20 protein-coding genes are annotated in these 17,392 nt (G+C 69.2%); 6 read left to right on the forward strand and 14 right to left on the reverse strand.

All coding sequences use genetic code 11. From position 1 onward, the window contains the following. The 5 genes from FD678_RS17955 to FD678_RS20475 all read right to left on the reverse strand — a co-directional run bounded on the left by FD678_RS17955 (position 1) and on the right by FD678_RS20475 (position 2,953). Positions 1-528 carry a F0F1 ATP synthase subunit delta gene (locus tag FD678_RS17955; protein ID WP_140727224.1) on the reverse strand — a complete coding sequence of 176 codons (528 nt, stop codon included), beginning with the start codon at positions 526-528 and terminating at the stop codon, positions 1-3. Positions 529-531: 3 nt separating this feature from the next. Continuing rightward, positions 532-1,002 (reverse strand): F0F1 ATP synthase subunit B, encoded by a 471-nt coding sequence (locus FD678_RS17960; RefSeq protein WP_140727227.1) that lies wholly within the window; start codon positions 1,000-1,002, stop codon positions 532-534. 113 nt (positions 1,003-1,115) lie between these two features. Then, complete coding sequence (gene atpE / locus FD678_RS17965) at positions 1,116-1,418, reverse strand: F0F1 ATP synthase subunit C (protein WP_140727231.1); 303 nt, start codon at positions 1,416-1,418, stop codon at positions 1,116-1,118. A 61-nt stretch (positions 1,419-1,479) separates the two neighbouring features. Next, on the reverse strand, positions 1,480-2,277 hold the full coding sequence (gene atpB / locus FD678_RS17970) for a F0F1 ATP synthase subunit A (RefSeq protein WP_140727234.1): 798 nt from the start codon (positions 2,275-2,277) through the stop codon (positions 1,480-1,482). 31 nt (positions 2,278-2,308) lie between these two features. Next, positions 2,309-2,953, reverse strand: coding sequence for a hypothetical protein (locus FD678_RS20475; protein WP_218569829.1), 645 nt, complete (start codon positions 2,951-2,953; stop codon positions 2,309-2,311). A 178-nt stretch (positions 2,954-3,131) separates the two neighbouring features. Between FD678_RS20475 and FD678_RS17980 the strand changes: the two genes are divergently transcribed. Then, on the forward strand, positions 3,132-3,947 hold the full coding sequence (locus FD678_RS17980) for a hypothetical protein (protein WP_140727237.1): 816 nt from the start codon (positions 3,132-3,134) through the stop codon (positions 3,945-3,947). A 50-nt stretch (positions 3,948-3,997) separates the two neighbouring features. Here FD678_RS17980 and FD678_RS17985 read toward each other — a convergent pair whose 3' ends face one another. The 5 genes from FD678_RS17985 to FD678_RS18005 all read right to left on the reverse strand — a co-directional run bounded on the left by FD678_RS17985 (position 3,998) and on the right by FD678_RS18005 (position 9,911). Continuing rightward, positions 3,998-4,690: a DUF6624 domain-containing protein gene (locus FD678_RS17985; RefSeq protein ID WP_140727240.1), complete on the reverse strand. Its 693-nt coding sequence runs from the start codon at positions 4,688-4,690 to the stop codon at positions 3,998-4,000. Positions 4,691-4,809: 119 nt separating this feature from the next. Next, positions 4,810-6,606 (reverse strand): dihydrolipoyl dehydrogenase, encoded by a 1,797-nt coding sequence (gene lpdA / locus FD678_RS17990; protein WP_140727244.1) that lies wholly within the window; start codon positions 6,604-6,606, stop codon positions 4,810-4,812. 99 nt (positions 6,607-6,705) lie between these two features. After that, entirely contained in the window at positions 6,706-8,424 is a 1,719-nt protein-coding gene (gene aceF / locus FD678_RS17995) for a dihydrolipoyllysine-residue acetyltransferase (protein WP_140727248.1), read from the reverse strand. A 96-nt stretch (positions 8,425-8,520) separates the two neighbouring features. Beyond that, positions 8,521-9,291: a DUF2884 family protein gene (locus FD678_RS18000; RefSeq protein ID WP_140727251.1), complete on the reverse strand. Its 771-nt coding sequence runs from the start codon at positions 9,289-9,291 to the stop codon at positions 8,521-8,523. A 95-nt stretch (positions 9,292-9,386) separates the two neighbouring features. Further along, positions 9,387-9,911 carry a DNA-deoxyinosine glycosylase gene (locus tag FD678_RS18005; protein ID WP_218569830.1) on the reverse strand — a complete coding sequence of 175 codons (525 nt, stop codon included), beginning with the start codon at positions 9,909-9,911 and terminating at the stop codon, positions 9,387-9,389. A gap of 182 nt (positions 9,912-10,093) precedes the next feature. Here FD678_RS18005 and FD678_RS18010 point away from each other — a divergent pair, with 182 nt between their 5' ends. Next, positions 10,094-10,768, forward strand: coding sequence for an OmpW/AlkL family protein (locus FD678_RS18010; protein WP_140727257.1), 675 nt, complete (start codon positions 10,094-10,096; stop codon positions 10,766-10,768). Between the two features lie 157 nt (positions 10,769-10,925). Here the strand turns inward: FD678_RS18010 and FD678_RS18015 are convergent, their stop codons facing one another. The 3 genes from FD678_RS18015 to FD678_RS18025 all read right to left on the reverse strand — a co-directional run bounded on the left by FD678_RS18015 (position 10,926) and on the right by FD678_RS18025 (position 13,536). Then, a complete protein-coding gene (locus FD678_RS18015; protein WP_140727260.1) occupies positions 10,926-11,729 on the reverse strand; it encodes a MetQ/NlpA family ABC transporter substrate-binding protein in 804 nt (267 codons plus the stop codon). A 104-nt stretch (positions 11,730-11,833) separates the two neighbouring features. Next, the gene (locus FD678_RS18020; RefSeq protein WP_140727262.1) at positions 11,834-12,532 is read right to left on the reverse strand and encodes a methionine ABC transporter permease; all 699 of its coding nucleotides are present in this window, start codon (positions 12,530-12,532) and stop codon (positions 11,834-11,836) included. Continuing rightward, the gene (locus FD678_RS18025; RefSeq protein WP_140727264.1) at positions 12,529-13,536 is read right to left on the reverse strand and encodes a methionine ABC transporter ATP-binding protein; all 1,008 of its coding nucleotides are present in this window, start codon (positions 13,534-13,536) and stop codon (positions 12,529-12,531) included. The genes FD678_RS18020 and FD678_RS18025 overlap by 4 nt, the downstream gene beginning before the upstream one ends. A gap of 220 nt (positions 13,537-13,756) precedes the next feature. On the opposite strand from FD678_RS18025, the gene FD678_RS18030 reads away from it, so the two are divergent. Beyond that, positions 13,757-14,272: a DUF3592 domain-containing protein gene (locus FD678_RS18030; protein WP_177497886.1), complete on the forward strand. Its 516-nt coding sequence runs from the start codon at positions 13,757-13,759 to the stop codon at positions 14,270-14,272. Positions 14,273-14,291: 19 nt separating this feature from the next. On the opposite strand, the gene FD678_RS18035 is transcribed toward FD678_RS18030, so the two are convergent. Then, on the reverse strand, positions 14,292-15,188 hold the full coding sequence (locus FD678_RS18035) for a DMT family transporter (RefSeq protein ID WP_140727268.1): 897 nt from the start codon (positions 15,186-15,188) through the stop codon (positions 14,292-14,294). A 139-nt stretch (positions 15,189-15,327) separates the two neighbouring features. Here FD678_RS18035 and FD678_RS18040 point away from each other — a divergent pair, with 139 nt between their 5' ends. From FD678_RS18040 to FD678_RS18050, 3 genes are all read left to right on the forward strand, one after another. After that, entirely contained in the window at positions 15,328-15,813 is a 486-nt protein-coding gene (locus tag FD678_RS18040; protein ID WP_140727270.1) for a YajQ family cyclic di-GMP-binding protein, read from the forward strand. Between the two features lie 8 nt (positions 15,814-15,821). Then, positions 15,822-16,379 carry a DUF1415 domain-containing protein gene (locus tag FD678_RS18045; protein ID WP_140727272.1) on the forward strand — a complete coding sequence of 186 codons (558 nt, stop codon included), beginning with the start codon at positions 15,822-15,824 and terminating at the stop codon, positions 16,377-16,379. A gap of 119 nt (positions 16,380-16,498) precedes the next feature. Continuing rightward, positions 16,499-17,305 (forward strand): SDR family oxidoreductase, encoded by an 807-nt coding sequence (locus tag FD678_RS18050; RefSeq protein WP_140727274.1) that lies wholly within the window; start codon positions 16,499-16,501, stop codon positions 17,303-17,305. Positions 17,306-17,392 lie beyond the last annotated feature (87 nt).

Consider the following 17,392-nt stretch of genomic DNA (forward strand, 5'->3'; position numbering starts at 1 on the left):
TCAGTTCGCGAGCGAGTTCTGCAGGCGCGCCAGCTTGCCCTTGAGCGAGCCGTCGATCACCACGTCGCCCACGTCGATCACCGCGCCGCCGATCAGCGAGGCATCGACCGCGGTGGTGACCTCCACCTCGCGGCCGAAGCGCTTCTTCAGCGCCGCGACGATCTTGTCCAGTTCGGCCTGCGACAGTTCGCCGGCCGAAGTCACGGTGGCCTTGACCACGCGCTCGGCCTCGGCGCGCAGCTGGTCGTACAGCCCGGCGACCTCCGGCAGCAGCGCCAGGCGCCCGGCTTGCGCCAGCACGCCGAGGAAGCGGACGAACGACTCGCCGGCCGCTTCCGGGGCCAGCAACGCGATCGCCTGCGACCGGTCGAGCTCCGGGTTCGCCAGCAGCCCGGCCACGCGCGGGTCGGCGGCGACCTGCGCGGAGAAGCGCAGCGCCTGCGACCATGCGGCCAAGCCGCCCTCGTCGCGCGCGACCGCGAAGGCGGCGCGCGCGTAGGGACGGGCAAGGGTCAAAGCCTGGCTCATCGATCAGATCTCCGAGGCCAGTTCGTCGAGCAGCGCCTTGTGCGCGTTCGCATCGATCTCGCGCTTGAGCAGCTTCTCGGCGCCGCTCACCGCCAGCGCGGAGACCTGCTTGCGCAGTTCCTCGCGGGCGCGGGTGGCGGCCGCCTCGATCTCGGCCTGGGCCAGTTCCTTCTGCCGGTTCGCCTCGGCGATGGCTTCGGACTTGGCGGCCTCGACGATCTGGTTGGCGCGCGCGTGGGCCTGGTCGATGATCTCGTTGGCCTTGGTGCGCGCGTCCTTGAGGGCCTCGTTGACCTTTTCCTGCGCCTGCGCCAGGTCCTTCTGGCTGCGATCGGCCGCGGCCAGGCCTTCGGCGATCTTCTGCTGGCGCTCCTCGATGGCCTTCAGCAGCGGCGGCCAGATCTTGGTCGCCACGATCCAGATCAGGCCAGCAAAGGCCAGCGCCTGGGCAATGATGGTAAAGGTGATGTCCATGGGTCGCTCAATCGATAGTTACGGGTGGCCGCGCCGCCGTGGCGGCGCAGGCCGGGCCTTCATCCGCGACCGGAGCGCGCCAGGCGCTCCGGCCACATCCCGCTATCGCTGGATCAGCCGCCGATCTGCGGCAGGCGCGAGACGAACTCGCCGACCAGCGGGTTGGCGAAGGCGAACAGCAGGCCGACGGCGACGCTGATGATGAACGCGGCGTCGATCAGGCCGGCGGTGATGAACATGCGGACCTGCAGCACCGGGATCAGCTCCGGCTGGCGGGCAGCCGACTCGAGGAACTTACCAGCCATGATGGCCAGACCGAGACCAGCACCCAGCGCGGCCAGGCCGATCATGATGCCGACGGCGAGGACGGTGGAGCTCTGGACTTGGGCGAGGTTGGTCAGGACGGCGAGGTACATGGTTTTCTCCAGGAACGAAGTTGCTTAAGGGTGATGAAGCGGATGAAGGGTGCAGCGAAACTCAGTGGCTGTCTTCCGACAGGCTCAGGTACACGATCGACAGCATCATGAAGATGAAGGCCTGCAGCGGAATGACCAGCAGGTGGAACAGCATCCAGCCGAAGCCGAAAGCGCCACCGGCGATCGCGCCGAACACGCCGGCGCCGCCGAGCACCCAGATCAGCAGGAACACGATCTCGCCGCCGAACATGTTGCCGAACAGTCGCATCGCCAGCGAAATCGGCTTGCTCAGCCACTCGACGATGTTGAGGATGAGGTTGAACGGCATCATCCACTTGCCGAACGGCGCGGTCAGGAACTCGTGGACGAAGCCGCCGATGCCCTTGGAGCGCAGCGAGAAGAACACCATCAGGAAGAACACGCTGATCGACATGCCGAGGGTGGCATTGACGTCGGCGGTCGGCACCGGCTTCCAGGCGTGGATGCCGACCCAGCCCAGCGGGGCGACGATGAAGTCGGCCGGGATCATCTTGATGAGGTTCATCAGGAGGATCCAGAAGAACAGGGTGATCGCGATCGGCGTCACCAGCTTGCTGCTGCCGTGGTAGGTGTCCTTGGCCTGGCGGTCGACGAACTCCAGGCAGATCTCAACGAACGCCTGCCACTTGCCCGGCACGCCGGCGGTGGCCTTGCGGGTCGCCAGCCAGAACGCGAACACCATCAGCAGGCCCATCAGCACGGCCATCACCAGCGTATCGACGTGCAGCACCCAGAACTTGCTGCCTTCCTTGAGCGGAACGGTCAGGTTGTGCAGGTGGTGCTGGATGTAGGAGGTGGGGGTCAGTGCCTCGCCTGCCATGTTGTCCGGAGCCCTTTAACTTGAATTTGGTTCAACGTCTGGCCAGGGCCAGAACCTGAAAGATCATCGCGACGGCGATACCCGCCAGCAGGGCCGTTGCAGGCAGCCGCCACCAGGCAAAGCCCAGCGCAAGCGCCACGATCACCAGCACCCACTTGAGCACCATCGCCAGGACCAGCCGGGTCATCGCCGCGCCTGCGGCCTGGACCCCGCCTCCCAGCGCGGTACGCGCCGCGACCCAGCCACCGGCGACGGTGGCGATGCCGGTCAGCGCGACACCGAACGCGTACCTGCCTCCCACCAGAAGGAACAACAAACTGGCTATAGCTACCGCGACCAACGGATATACCGCTGCGCGCAGCATAAGCCGCCGACCCGTTTCCACGGGGTTCAGCACGTGAGTTCCTTTGACCTGAAGATGGAGGTAAGACGCGGATGCGCCTCGTCGAGCCGCGAAATTATAGCAATGCCGCAATTTGCGAGACAACCGGGACAAGTCATGGATTTGCTGCGGCGCAAAATCGCCAAACCCGCTCGTTGTAAGCGTTTTTTCGCGCGGAACTTTTGCCGAAGCGGCCTGTCTGAGCTTGCGGGCCTGCTTCCATTCCTCGTCGACAGCTCCTTGGCAGGCCGTGAAGCCCCGGGCAACCGGGGCTTCCTTTTGCGGGATCCGCAAGGCTCCGCGCGCGGATCCGCCTCCATTCGGTCCGTCGTGACGACGCGTCCACCGCCGTGACCCTGCCATGAACGCGAGGGCAGCGGGAGACCATACCTTCACGGATGTTGGACGAACGCGCTTTGCATAGTCGGAGCTCCGGGCGCGATCGCCCACGCCATCGAACACGGAGCCCCCGATGAAACACCTGCTCGCCCTCGTCCTGCCATGCGCGCTCGCCGCTGCGACGATCCCGCTCGCCCACGCCGCCGACGGCGACGACCGTTTCCAACTGCGCCTGGGCGCGATGAACATCGACAACGACAACACGCTGCGCGGCGACACCGAGATCGACGGGCGATCGCTGTCCGGCTCGGAGGATTTCTCGTTCGGCGGCAAGGAATGGGAGCCGCGCGTGGATGGCCTGTTCCGCATCAGCCAGCGCCAGCGCCTGATCTTCGACTACTTCAAGTACGACAAGGACCGCCGCGAGACGCTCGGCGAGACGGTCAGCTACGGCGGCGTGACGGTGCCGTCGGGCAGCTTCGTCAAGGGCGAGCTGAAGTACCAGGTGGCCAGCCTGGTCTACGACTACTCGGTGGTGGACACGCCCCGCGCCAGCCTCGGCCTGCAGATCGGCGCGGAGTGGGCCAAGGTGTCCGCGAAGGGCTATGCCGACCTCGGCGACCTCTATACCGGCACCTTCGCCGACGAGAAGGAGGACGGCACCGCGCCGGTGGTCGGCCTGCGCTTCACCGCGCATCCGGGCGAACGCTGGCTGTTCAACATCCAGGGCCAGTACCTCAACACCGACTGGGGCGACTTCGGCGACTACGACGGCGACCTGAGCCGCGCCAACGCGATCGTCGAGTACCGCTTCACGCCGAACTTCGGCGTGTTCGTCGGCTACGACTGGTTCAAGCTCGACGTCGACCGCAAGGAGGACGCCGTGACGACCATCGGCCTGAAACAGGAGTTCAAGGGGCCGGTGGCGGGCATCACGCTGGCCTTCTGAACCGGCGGCGGGGTGCGAAGCGGGGCGCCCGGCAGCGGGCGCCCCGCTGACTACGGATTCGCGGCGGGCGGAGGCATCAGGTGCGTGGCGACGCAGATGTAGTCGGCCAGCGGCATCTCGCCGATCCCGGCGCGCCGTTCGTCGATCTGTTCCGGCGCCTCCATCGGCTTGGGAACCCACTTTCCGTCCACTGCCAGGAGCTGGCTGCCGTAGCGTTGCGGCTTGCCCTGCGCGGCCAGCACGCGATCGGTCAGCATCGCGAACTGGCGGGGCGTCACCTGTCCGCTGTCGAGCAAAGGCGCCAGCCGCGCCAGCACGTCGGCCTGGAATCCGGGATCGCGGTCCGCGTGCTGCACCAGCAGCCACGCGGCAGCCAGGCCGTCCTCCCCCACCTTGGCGACGTCCGGCAGCCCGCCGTGGTCGGCGACGATGCGCTTGATCCTGGAAAGGTTCGCCGCATCGACCTCGGCCATCCGCTGCACCGCCGCTTGCGACCAATCGCCGTTGCGGGCCTCCTGGTCGATCCGTTCCATGTCCAGCAATTGCCGGCGGAGTTCCGGCTCGCTCGGCGGCGCGGTTTCCGTGCCGGGGCCTTTGCGCTGCAAGGGATGGCCATGCACGCGGACGAACTCCGCGGCCCCGGGGCATTGGGCGAGCGCCGCCGCGAGGGCCGGGTCGCCCGCCGGTTGCGCCATGGCCGTGCCCGCCCAGGCCAGGAACGCCATCGCGATCTTCCGTCGCATCCGCACCGCTCCATGCGTGGTCGAAAGCCGATTATGCCCGCGCCGCCCGGGACCGGCACCCCAGGAACGACGACGCCCCGGCAGGCGGGGCGTCGTCGCGTCCGGCGGAAGCGTTCCGCCTACTTCTTCTTCGGGATGTACAGGTCGGTGATGGTGCCGTCGTAGACCTCGGCGCTCATGCCGACCGATTCGCTCAGGGTCGGATGGGCGTGGATGGTGTGGCCGATGTCCTCGGCCTCGGCGCCCATCTCGATCGCCAGGCCGATCTCGGCCAGCAGGTCGCCGGCGTGCACGCCGACGATGGCACCGCCGATCACGCGGTGGGTCTCCTCGTCGAAGATCAGCTTGGTGAAGCCCTCGGTGCGGCCGATGCCGATCGCGCGGCCGCTGGCGGCCCACGGGAACTTGGCCACGCCGACCTTCAGGCCCTTGGCCTTGGCCTCGGTCTCGGTGACGCCGACCCAGGCGATTTCCGGGTTGGTGTAGGCCACCGACGGGATCACCCGCGCCACCCATTCCTTCTTCTCGCCGAAGGCGACCTCGGCGGCGAGCTTGCCTTCGTGCGTGGCCTTGTGCGCCAGCATCGGATTGCCGACGATGTCGCCGATCGCGAAGATGTGCGGCACGTTGGTGCGCATCTGCCGGTCGACCGGAATGAAGCCGCGCTCGGTGACCTGCACGCCGGCCTTCTCGGCATCGATCTTCTTGCCGTTCGGCGCGCGCCCGACCGCGACCAGCACGCGGTCGAAGGTGCCCTGCTCCAGCGCCGGCTTCTCGCCCTCGGTGGCCGATTCGAAGCTGACCGTGATGCCCTTCTTGTCGGCGCTGACGCTGGCGGCCTTGGTCTTCAGGTGCACCTCGATGCCCTGCTTCTTCAGGCGGTCGGCCAACGGCTTGACCAGGTCCTTGTCGGCGCCCGGCATCAGCTGGTCCATGAACTCGACCACGGTGACCTGGCTGCCCAGCGCGCTGTACACGGTGGCCATCTCCAGGCCGATGATGCCGCCGCCGACGACCAGCAGCTTCTTGGGCACCTCGGCCAGCTCCAGCGCGTCGGTGGAATCCATCACGCGCGGGTCGCCCCACGGGAAGTTCGGCAGCTTCACCGCCTGCGAGCCGGCGGCGATGATGCATTGCTCGAAGCGCAGCAACTGGGTCTTGCCGTCGGCGCCGGCGATCTCCAGCTCGTTGGCCGAGACGAACTTCGCCACGCCGGTGACGGTGCGCACCTTGCGCTGCTTGGCCATGCCGGCCAGGCCCTTGGTCAGGGTGCCGACGACCTTTTCCTTGTACTCGCGCAGCTTGTCGAGCGCGATCTTCGGCTTGCCGAACTCGACGCCGAAATCGCCGGCATGCGCGACCTCGTCGATCACCGCGGCGGCATGCAGCAGCGCCTTGGACGGGATGCAGCCGACGTTGAGGCAGACGCCGCCGAGCGAGGCGTAGCGCTCGACCAGCACGGTATCCATGCCCAGGTCGGCCGAACGGAACGCGGCGGTGTAGCCGCCGGGGCCGGCACCGAGCACGACCATGCGGCATTCGATGTCGGCCTTGCGGCCGCTGGACGGCAGCGCCTGCGCGACCACCGCCGGGTCCGGCGCGCGGTGCGACGGGGTCACCGGCGGCTTGCTGGCCGGGACCTCGGCCTTGGCCGGCGCCGGCTTGGCGGCGGCCTCGCCCTCGCTGTCCAGCACCACGACCACGTCGCCCTGCGACAGGGTGTCGCCGACCTTGACCTTCAGGGCCTTGACCACGCCGGCCGCCGAGGACGGCACCTCCAGGGTGGCCTTGTCCGACTCCAGCGTCACCAGGCCCTGGTCCTTGGCGACGGTGTCGCCGACGGCCACCAGCACTTCGATCACCGGCACGTCGCTGTAGTCGCCGATATCCGGAACCTTGACCTCGATCTCCGCCATGGGATTCTCCTCATTGCCCCGCCGCCGGGTCGCGGCGACGGGTATTGCAGCATGTGTAGGGGCGGCGCCAGGCGGCGCCGGAGCGGGCGCGGCGCCTCGTTACAGCAGCACGCGCCGCATGTCGGCCAGCACCTGGCTCAGGTAGGTGGTGAAGCGCGCGGCCAGCGCACCGTCGATGACGCGATGGTCGTAGCTCAGCGACAGCGGCAGCATCAGGCGCGGGGCGAACTGCTTGCCGTCCCAGACCGGCTGGATCGAGGACTTGGACACGCCCAGGATCGCCACTTCCGGCGCATTGACGATCGGCGTGAACGCGGTGCCGCCGATGCCGCCGAGCGAGCTGATCGAGAAGCAGCCGCCGCTCATGTCGGCCGGGCCGAGCTTGCCGTCGCGCGCCTTCTTGGCCAGCTCGGCGGTCTCCTGCGCGATCTGGTTGACGCCCTTCTTGTCCACGTCGCGGATCACCGGCACGACCAGGCCGTTCGGTGTGTCGGCGGCGAAGCCGATGTGGAAGTACTTCTTGAGCGTGAGGTTCTCGCCGCCCGCGTCGAGCGAGGCGTTGAACTCGGGGAACTGCCTGAGCGCGGCCGCGCTGGCCTTGATCAGGAACGCCAGCATGGTCAGCTTGACGCCCGACTTGGCCTTCTCGGCTTCCTTGTTGAGCTGCACGCGCAGTTCTTCCAGCTCGGTGATGTCGGCCTGGTCGAACTGGGTGACGTGCGGGATCATCGCCCAGTTGCGGGCGAGGTTGGCGCCGGAGATCTTCTTGATGCGCGACAGCGGCTGGGTCTCGACCTCGCCGAACTTGGCGAAGTCCACCTTCGGCCACGGCAGCAGGTTGAGGCCGCCGCCCGCCGCGGCGGCTCCGCCGGCCGCGGCCGGCACGCCGCCGCTCAGCGCGGCCTTGACGAACTTCTGCACGTCCTCGCGGGTGATGCGGCCGCCCTTCTCGGTGCCCTTGACCTGGTTCAGGTCGACGCCCAGTTCGCGCGCGAACACGCGCACCGCCGGGCTGGCGTACGGGACCTTCGACGGCAGCACGCTGTCGGCGTCGAACGTGACCGGCGGGGTGCTCGGCGCGCCGGCGGACGGCGCCGCCGCCACCGGGGCGGCCTGCTCCTGCCGGATCTCGCGCTCGGCGAGCCGGTCGGGCTGGGCCGGGTACGCCACCGGCGCGACCTGGGCGCCGGTCTCGGCGGACGCCACGCCGCGCGTCGGCACCGCGGCGGCGCCCTCGGCCTCGATCAGCGCGACGATGCTGCCCTGCGACAACGCATCGCCGACCTTGACCTTGATTTCCTTGACCACGCCGGCCACCGACGAGGGCACTTCCATCGTCGCCTTGTCCGACTCGAGCGTCACCAGGCCCTGGTCCTTGGCGACCGTGTCGCCGACCGACACCAGCACCTCGATCACCGGCACGTCGGTGTAGTCGCCGATGTCCGGCACGCGCGCCTCGACCACGCCGCCGGAGGCGGGCTTGGCGGCCTCGGCCTTCGCCGGCGCAGCCGGATCCGGCTCGGACTTCGCCGCGGGCGCCGGGGCGGCGGCCTTCGCGGCCGGCTGGGCGCCTTCCTCGGCGGCTTCGATCAGCGCCACGACATTGCCCTGCGACAGCGTGTCGCCGACCTTGACCTTGATCTCCTTGACCACGCCGGCCACCGACGAGGGCACTTCCATCGTCGCCTTGTCGGACTCGAGCGTGACCAGGCTCTGGTCCTTCTTGACCGTGTCGCCGACCGACACCAGCACTTCGATCACCGGAACATCGCTGTAGTCACCGATATCGGGGACAAGTGCTTCCTTGATTTCGGCCATTACGGTACTCCGGCAACTGATGGGAAACCCCTATTGTGGCCGGCCGCGGGCGCAGCGCCAACCATTGCCGGGAAAGCTGCGCAAATGGCATGGCCCTCATTCCGTTTTGGCATCGCCGGCATCGCGCGACTTCAGTTCCACGCGCAACAGATCCAGCGGTGCGCCCGAAGGGAGACGATACGCCAGCGCATTGTCGAGGGCGTCCAGCGCCTGCATCCGCTGGCACAGGCGCAAGGCCAGCGGTTCGAGCCTGCGCGCCTGCGGTTCGACGATCTTCTCGATGCGTGCGTCCAGCCCGTCCAGCGAGCGCAACCGCGGTTCGCCGCCGGCCAGCGCGACCTGCACCGCGCCTGCGACGGCATCGCCGATCACCTGCGGCAGCAGCTCCTCGACCAGCGAGCCGATCTCGCCGTCGATGTCCACCTCGGTGAACTTGCCGCCGCTGAAGTCCTGGCGCAGGCGCGCGTCGAGCTTGTCGCGCACCTGCCCGAGCTGGTCGCGGGTCCTGGCGGGATCGCGGCTGAACCCGGCCGCGACCTCGCCGAGCGCGGTCAACGCGATGTCGGCCGCCTGCCGGCCGACTTCCTGCGCCAGCGGCACGGTCTGGCGCGTCTCGCGCTCGAATGCGGCGACCCGCTCGCCGTCCTCCTTCGACAGCGCCACCCACGCGTCGTCGACGAACATCCGGCCCTGGCGCATCACGATGCGCCGGGGCGCGCCGTCCTGCTTGATCAGGATCAGGCTGCGATCGTTGAGGGTGAGGTCGTAGTCGCTTTCGACGTCGCAGCGGACATTGCCGAGGCGGGTGTCGGCGTACAGCGCCGGGCTGGCGAGCAGCAGGGTGGACACGGCAAGGAATCGCAACATGGCACGGCTCCGCGTGGTCATTACCCGGCATGTTGCCGGGACCGCCCGCCCGCCGCCCGTGCCGAAGGCGGGCATGACTTCCGGCAGCGCCGCGCTCAGCCGCGCAGGTACGGCAGCAGCGCGCTCCAGGCCCGTTCCAGGCGCGCCAGCGTGAACGCCGCATTGGCCGGACTGGTGGACGGCAGCGCCAGCACCGCCGGCGCGCGCGGCGACGCCGCCAGCTGCGGTGCGATATGGCGGCGCCACGCCTGCGCCGCGGTCGCGCCATTGCAGGCCACCACCGATATCTCGGGCAACGCGGCCAGCAGCTCCGGCAGCGGGTTCGGCACGATGCTCGCGCGGTCGATCGACGCATCGAGGCTGCCGTTGCGGACGCATTGCCCGATCACGTCCCACACGCCGACGCCGGAACGTTTCAGCGCGGCGATCCTGGCCGGGTAATCCAGCGCCGGATCGAACCGGAGCAGTCGCGCCATCAACGGCCAGAACCGGTTGCGCGGGTGCGCGTAATAGCGCGATTGCGCCAGCGATTGCGCGCCGGGCATGGAACCGAGCACGAGCACGCGGCAATGCGCGTCGAGCTGCGCTGGCAAGCCTTGGAGGAGCGTGTTCTTCGTCACGATGGCTGCATCTGGATGAACATCGGCAATGGCATGGAACCAGCGACGCCGCGGGTTTTCCCGCGAATTGCTGAATGAAAACGACGATGTGCCGCTCGGGGTCGGCATCGATTCATATCGGCCGGACTACGGTGTGCCGCGCCCACCTCCACGGGCCTACGAGAAGAAAGAGGAGTCACCTCATGCGTTCGATTTCCATCCTGAGCCTGGCCACCGTCACTGCCCTCGCCTTTGCGCCTGCCGCGTTCGCGCAGGATACGGCCACCGCGCAACAGGACATCTACGGCAACCCGGTCAGCAACGAAACCGCTTCGGGCAAGCACTGGGCCGTCGTCGGCAGCGCCACGATCCTGCAGCCGAAGAGCGATCCGGCCACGGGCGTGAAGAAGCTCGACGGCGATGTCGCGCCCACGATCAGCGCCAGCTACTTCATCAACGACAACTGGGCGGTCGAATTGTGGGGCGCGGCCGACAAGTTCAACCACCGCGTCAAGAGCGACGCCGGCAAGATCGGCACGGTCGAGCAGCAGCCGGTCGCGCTGAGCGCGCAGTACCACTTCGGCCAGGCCGACAACACCTTCCGCCCGTTCGTCGGCGTGGGCTACTACGAGTCGAAGTTCAGCAACGAGAAGATCGACGCGCTGGCGGGCGCCGACGGCCGGGTCGGCGTGGACAAGGCCAAGGGCGCGATCGGCACGGTCGGCGTCGACATGAACATCAACTCGACCTGGTTCGCCCGTGCCGATGCGCGCTACATGCACGCGCGCCCGGACGTCACCGTCGGCGGCGAGGGCACCGGCCAGGACCTGAAGCTGGATCCGTGGACCGTGGGCGTCGGCATCGGCGCGCGGTTCTGACCGCATCGTCCATCGCGATCTCGGAAGAAACGGGCCGCAAGGCCCGTTTCTTCTTGGCGGCCCCGGAACGCCCGTTCCACGCCGGGCGCCGCGGTGCGCGCCGGCGCCGGCTGCCCGCATACGGGCACGCCTTCCGCGGAGAAGACCAGGCCCGGGATCAGAACGCCGGCAATACCGCGCCGTGGTACTTCTGCTCGATGAAGGCCTTCACTTCCGGGCTGGTCAACGCCTTGGCGAGCTTCTGCACGCGCGGGTCGTCCTTGTTGTCGGCGCGGGCGACCAGGTAGTTCACGTACGGCGAGTCCTTGCTCTCGATCGCCAGCGCGTCCTGGGTGGGATTGAGGCCGGCATCGAGCGCGTAGTTGGTGTTGATCAGCGCCAGGTCGACCTGGTCGAGCACGCGCGGCAGCATCGCCGAGTCCAGCTCGCGGAACTTCAGGCCCTTGGGGTTCTCGACGATGTCGCGCTGGGTCGACAGCGCATTGGCGGGATCCTTCAGTTTGATCAGCCCCGCCTTGTCGAGCAGGATCAGCGCACGGCTGTTGTTGCTGGGGTCGTTGGGGATCACCACGTCCGCGCCCTGCGGCAGTTCGGCCAGCGACTTGTAGCGGCGCGAGTAGGCGCCGAACGGCTCGATGTGCACGCCGACCACGGTCACCAGGTCGCTCTTGCGGTCGCGGTTGTAGGCGTCCAGGTACGGCTCGGTCTGGAAGTAGTTGACGTCGATCTGCTTCTGCACCACCTGGTCGTTGGGCTGCACGTAGTCGTTGAACACGTGCACGTCGAGCTTGACGCCCTCCTTTTCCAGCAGCGGCTTGACCACGTCGAGGATCTCGGCGTGCGGCACCGCGGTGGCGGCGACGCTGAGCGTGTCGCCCTTGGAGGACGACGCGCCGCCGCAGGCGGACAGCGCCAGCGCGGAGGCGACCAGCAACAACGGACGGAGCAGGAAGGTCTTCATCGGCGATTCCAAGGGGGGGAGAGTGGGAAACCGTAGCAAAACAGACTGCCTGTGGAAGGGTTTCAACCGCTCCCACGGACGGATCGACCCGCAGGCGAACCGGCTCAACGCCGGCTGTAGTGCGCCACCAGCCGGTCGCCGAGCATCTGCAGCACCTGCACCAGCACCAGCAGCAGCACGACCGTGACCAGCGCGACATCCGAGCGCGAGCGCAGGTAGCCCTCGCGGTAGGCGACGTCGCCGAGTCCGCCCGAGCCGATCGCGCCGCCCATCGCGGTGAAGCCGATCAGCGCGATCGTGGTCACGGTGGCGCCGGCGATCAGGCCCGGCAGCGCTTCCGGCAGCAGCACCTTGAACACCAGCTGGCGGGTGGTCGCGCCCATCGCCTGGCTGGCTTCGACCACGCCGCGGTCGACCTCGCGCAGCGCGGTCTCGACCAGCCGCGCGTAGAACGGCGCGGCGCCGACCACCAGCGGCAGGATCGCGCCGCGCACGCCCAGCGAGGTGCCCATCAGCGCCAGCGTCAGCGGGATCATCGCGATCATCAGGATGATGAAGGGCACCGAGCGCAGCAGGTTGACCACCAGCGCCAGCACGCCGTGCAGCACCGGGCGGCGGCGCAGCTGCGGCGAACCGCTGAGGAACAGCAGCACGCCCAGCGGCAGCCCGATCAGCAGGGTCAGGGGCAGCGAACCGGCCAGCATCGACAGGGTGTCGAGCGTGGCGCGGCCGATCTCGCCCCACTTGGCGGCATCGAGGTTGCGGAAGAAGCCGTCCGCGGCGGCGATCAGCGGGGCGTTCATGCGCGCAATTCCTCCACGTGCACGCCGGCGGCGGCGAACCCCGCCTGCGCCGCGGCGATGTCGCCGCCGACCAGCGCGACGGTCAGCTGGCCGTACGGCGTGTCCTTGATGCGGTCGATGCGGCCGGACAGGATGTTGTAGTCCACGCCGGTATCGCGCGCGATCCGGCCCAGCAGCGGCTGATAGGTGTCGCCGCCGAGGAAGGTCAGGCGCACGATGCGCCCGGCCACCGCGTCGAAATCGCGGTGCAGTTCGCCCTCGTCGACGTGCTCGGCCTCGGAAACGAAGCGGCGCGTGGTCGGGTGCTGCGGATGCAGGAACACCTGCGTCACCGGCCCGCTCTCGACCAGGTGGCCGGCATCGAGCACGGCGACGCGGTCGCAGACGCGGCGGATCACGTCCATCTCGTGGGTGATCAGCACGATCGTCAGGCCCAGTTCGCGGTTGATCTTCGCCAGCAGCGCCAGCACCGCGGCGGTGGTCTGCGGGTCGAGCGCGCTGGTGGCCTCGTCGCACAGCAGGATCCGCGGACGCGTGGCCAGCGCGCGGGCGATCCCGACGCGCTGCTTCTGCCCGCCCGACAGTTGCGCCGGGTACTTGCCGGCATGCGCCTGCAGGCCCACGGTGCCCAGCAGCTCGGCCACGCGCGCGTCGATCTCGGCGCGCGGCGTGCCGGCCAGCTCGAGCGGGAAGGCGACGTTGCCGGCCACGGTGCGCGAGGACAGCAGGTTGAAGTGCTGGAAGATCATGCCGATCCGCCGGCGCAGCGCGCGCAGGCCGTCGCGGTCCAGTGCCGTGGCGTCCTGGCCGTCGATCAGCAGGCGCCCGCCGCTGGGCTCCTCCAGCCGGTTGATCAGCCGGATCAGCGTGGACTTGCCGGCGCCCGAATGGCCGATGATGCCGAACACCTCGCCGGCCCGGATCTCCAGGTCCAGCGGATGCAGGGCGACGACCTCGCGGCCGGCGACGGAATAGGACTTGTGCAGGCGCTGGAACTGGATCACCGCGCTGGGAACCGGGTCGGGGAACGGGGGGGCGTGAAGCCTACCAGCGCAGGGCCGGCGCCGGGGGCTTCGAAAGGTGGAATCTTATTCCCATTGGTTCTCAGGCGCCCCGCCAGGCCAGGGTCGCGGCCCCGCCGCGGGACCGTGCCCGGCGGCGGCTTCGTTACGGCGCCCTGGTCCGGCTGCTAGGGTGTCGGCCGGCAGACCAGGGGGCAGGACCGTGAGCGCGCCAGGACCGGACGGCAAGGACTACGAGATCAGCCCGCATTGGCTGTGGGCCACGCCGTTGGCGCTGGGGCTGGCGGTGCTGGTGGTGACCGCGCTGATCGTGAAGGGCCGTTATGCCTCGCTGGACGATGCCCTGCGCACCACCGGCAAGGTCGTCGCCCTGCGCGAGCGCTGGCTGAACACCCGCGAGGACGGCCTCGTCAAGTACTACTGCCCGCAGGTGGCGTTCGAAACCGCGCGCGGCCAGCCGGTCCAGTTCGTCGGCGAGGCCTGCTCGACGCAGCGATCGCCCGCGGTCGGTGCCGAGGTCAAGGTCTACTACCGCCCGGACGCGCCGGAGCAGGCGATCGTCGGCGGGTTCGTCGGTACCTGGGGCACGCCACTGATCTGGGGCGGGCTGGGCCTGCTGTGCACGGCGCTCGGCCTGTGGCTGGCCGCGCAGGCGATGTCCGCGAAACGCCGGCCGTCGCGCCGCGGCCGCCGTCAACGGAAGCCGGACGGCCGCTGAGCTCCGTCGGACCGGCGGCCTACGGATGGTCCAGGGGCGGCAGCGGCTTCACCTTCCGCACCCGCTCGCGCCGCAGCAGGTACAGCCCGCTGGCGACGATGATCGCCGCGCCGATCCAGGTCGCCCGGTCCGGCAGCACGCGCCACAGCAGCCAGTCCCAGCCGATCACCCAGACCAGGCCGGTGTACTCCAGCGGCGCCACCATCGAGGCTTCGCCCGACTGGAACGCCCGGGTCAGCGCGACCTGGCCCAGCGCGCCGGCCAGGCCCATGCCGGCGATCAGCGCGGCATGCGCCGGCTGCAGCGGCACCCAGCCCGGGATCGCCAGGACCGCCGCGCCGACCGTCATGATCAGCAGGAACCACACCACCATCGACTGCGAGGTGTCGGTGCGGGTGAGCAGGCTGACCGTGACCGAGGCCACCGCGTACGACACCGCCGCCAGCAGCACCATCAGCCCGGGCAACGAGATGATGCCGTCGACGCCCGGCCGCAGCACCACGATCACGCCGACCAGGCCGATGGCGATCGCGGTCCAGCGCCGCGGCCCCACCCGCTCGCCCAGCAACGGCACCGAAAGCGCCGCCACCAGCAACGGCGAGACGAAGTAGATCGTGTAGGCGGTGGACAGCGGCATGCGCTTCAGCCCGTACACGAAGCAGCCGATCATCGCCATGCCGAGCGCGCCGCGCAGCAGGTGCAGGCCCCAGCGCACCGGCACCATCGAGCGCACGCCGGCGCTGGCCAGCACCCAGGCCAGCACGAACGGCAGCGAGGCACCGCCCCGCAGCATGGTCACCTGCAACGGCGGGTAATGCGCGGACAGCAGCTTCATCGCGGCGTCCATCAGCGAGAAACTGGCGACCGCGGCCAGCATCCACGCGACCGCGCGGACAGGGGAACGAGTGTTGGGCATGCCTCATTATCGCCGGCGACGGCCGCGAAGGCACCGCATCGCCGGCCGGACGCGTGCGCAGGGCGCCGGCGCGGTGCCCCAGGTCGCCACGGCGGCCGCCCGGTTCTAAACTGGACGTCGTTTTTCCCGGGAATACGCCATGCCTTCCTTCGATATCGTCTCCGAGGTCGACAAGCACGAGCTGACCAACGCCGTGGACCAGGCCAACCGCGAGCTGTCCACCCGCTTCGACTTCAAGGGCGTGGACGCGAAGTTCGTGCTCGAGGACGACAAGCTGATCACCCAGTCGGCGCCGAGCGACTTCCAGCTCAAGCAGATGACCGACATCCTGCGCCAGCGCCTGGGTGCGCGCGGCATCGACTTCCGCTGCCTGGAATTCGGCGACGTGGAGACCAACCTCGCCGGCGCGCGCCAGAAGATCACCGTCAAGCAGGGCATCGAGCAGAAGGTCGCCAAGCAGATCGCCGCCAGGATCAAGGAGGCCAAGCTCAAGGTCGACAGCCAGATCAACGGCGACAAGCTGCGCGTCACCGGCAAGAAGCGCGACGACCTGCAGGAGACGATCGCCCTGCTGCGCAAGGCCGAGTTCGAGGTGCCGCTGCAGTTCGACAACTTCCGCGACTGAGGCGGGCGATGCAGCACGACGACGCTCCCGCCGCCAGGCCCGACTACCTCGGCGATACCCGCCGCTGGATCGAGCGCGCGGTGATCGGCCTGAACCTGTGCCCGTTCGCCAAGGCGGTCTACGTCAAGGACCAGGTGCGGCTGGTGCTCAGCGACGCCACCACGCCCGAGGCGCTGCTGGAGCAGCTGGCCGAGGAACTGGTGCTGCTGCGCGATACCCCGGCCGAGCGGATCGACACCACGCTGATCGTGCATCCGGACGTGCTGGGCGATTTCCTCGACTACAACGACTTCCTCGACAATGCCGACGCGGCGGTCGAGGCGCTGGACCTGCAGGGCGTGCTTCAGGTGGCCAGCTTCCACCCCGACTACCAGTTCGCCGGCGCCGCGCCGGACGATATCGGCAACTACACCAACCGCTCGCCGTGGCCGACCCTGCACCTGCTGCGCGAGGACAGCGTCGAGCGCGCCGTCGCCGCGTTCCCCGACCCGGACGTGATCGTGGAGCGCAACCTCGAAACGCTGGACAAGCTCGGCCATGAGGGCTGGGAGAAGCTGTTCCGCTGAATTCCGCCCCTCCAGGTCGTACGTAGAAGGGGCTTTCGCGGGAGCGGCCTCAGCCGCTCCTGCAGGGTTGTTCCGCCAGCCATTCCGTGCCTGCCTCTCTTGCCGTTCGGAGGAATCCCATGTCACTGACGCCCCCCATATCCGCCTGGCCCGCCGCCCCGCTGCAGGACCGGGTGATCCTGGTCACCGGCGGCGCCCAGGGCATCGGCCGCGGCATCGCCCAGGCCGTGCTCGGCGCCGGCGGCCGCGTGCTGATCGGCGACCTCGACGCGGAAGCCGGCAGGGCCTGCCTGCGCGAGTGGAACCTGCCCGGGCGGTGCGCGTTCGCCAGGCTGGACGTGGCCAGCGAACGCAGCGCCGCGCGCTTCGCCGCGGCCGCGCTGGCCCGGTTCGGGCGCATCGACGGGCTGGTCAACAACGCCGGCATCGCCGACCCGCACGTGCCGTCGCTGGACGCGCTGGACTGGAGCGAATGGCAGCGCCGGCTGTCGTCGCTGCACGGCGCGTTCCTGTGCAGCAAGCACGCCCTGCCCGCGCTGCGCGAAGCCGAGGGCGGCGGCGCGATCGTCAATATCCTCTCGACCCGCGCCTACCAGTCCGAGCCGCACAGCGAGCCCTATGCCGCGGCCAAGGGCGGCCTGCTCGCCTTCACCCACGCGCTCGCCCTGAGCGAAGGACCTGCGGTGCGGGTCAACGCGATCGCGCCGGGCTGGATCGCCACCGACGACTGGCAGGCCCCCGCGCGGCGGCGCACACCGAAGCTGTCGCGCCGCGACCATGCCCAGCACCCGGCCGGGCGGGTCGGCGTGCCGCCGGACATCGCCCAGCTGGCGGTATACCTGCTCTCGCCCGGGCTGTCCGGGTTCGTCACCGGCCAGGACTTCGTCGTCGACGGCGGGATGACCCGCAAGATGCAGTACGCCTGAGCCTGCCGGTTGCCGTTCCGCGCCATCGGATGGCGCGCGCGGCCATTCGTTCAAATTCCGTCAACATTTCGCAAAGGTTTCGACATA

Origin of the sequence: Pseudomonas sp. Hp2 (assembly GCF_006386585.1) — a bacterium.
In the GTDB taxonomy this organism is placed as follows: domain Bacteria; phylum Pseudomonadota; class Gammaproteobacteria; order Xanthomonadales; family Xanthomonadaceae; genus Pseudomonas_S; species Pseudomonas_S boreopolis.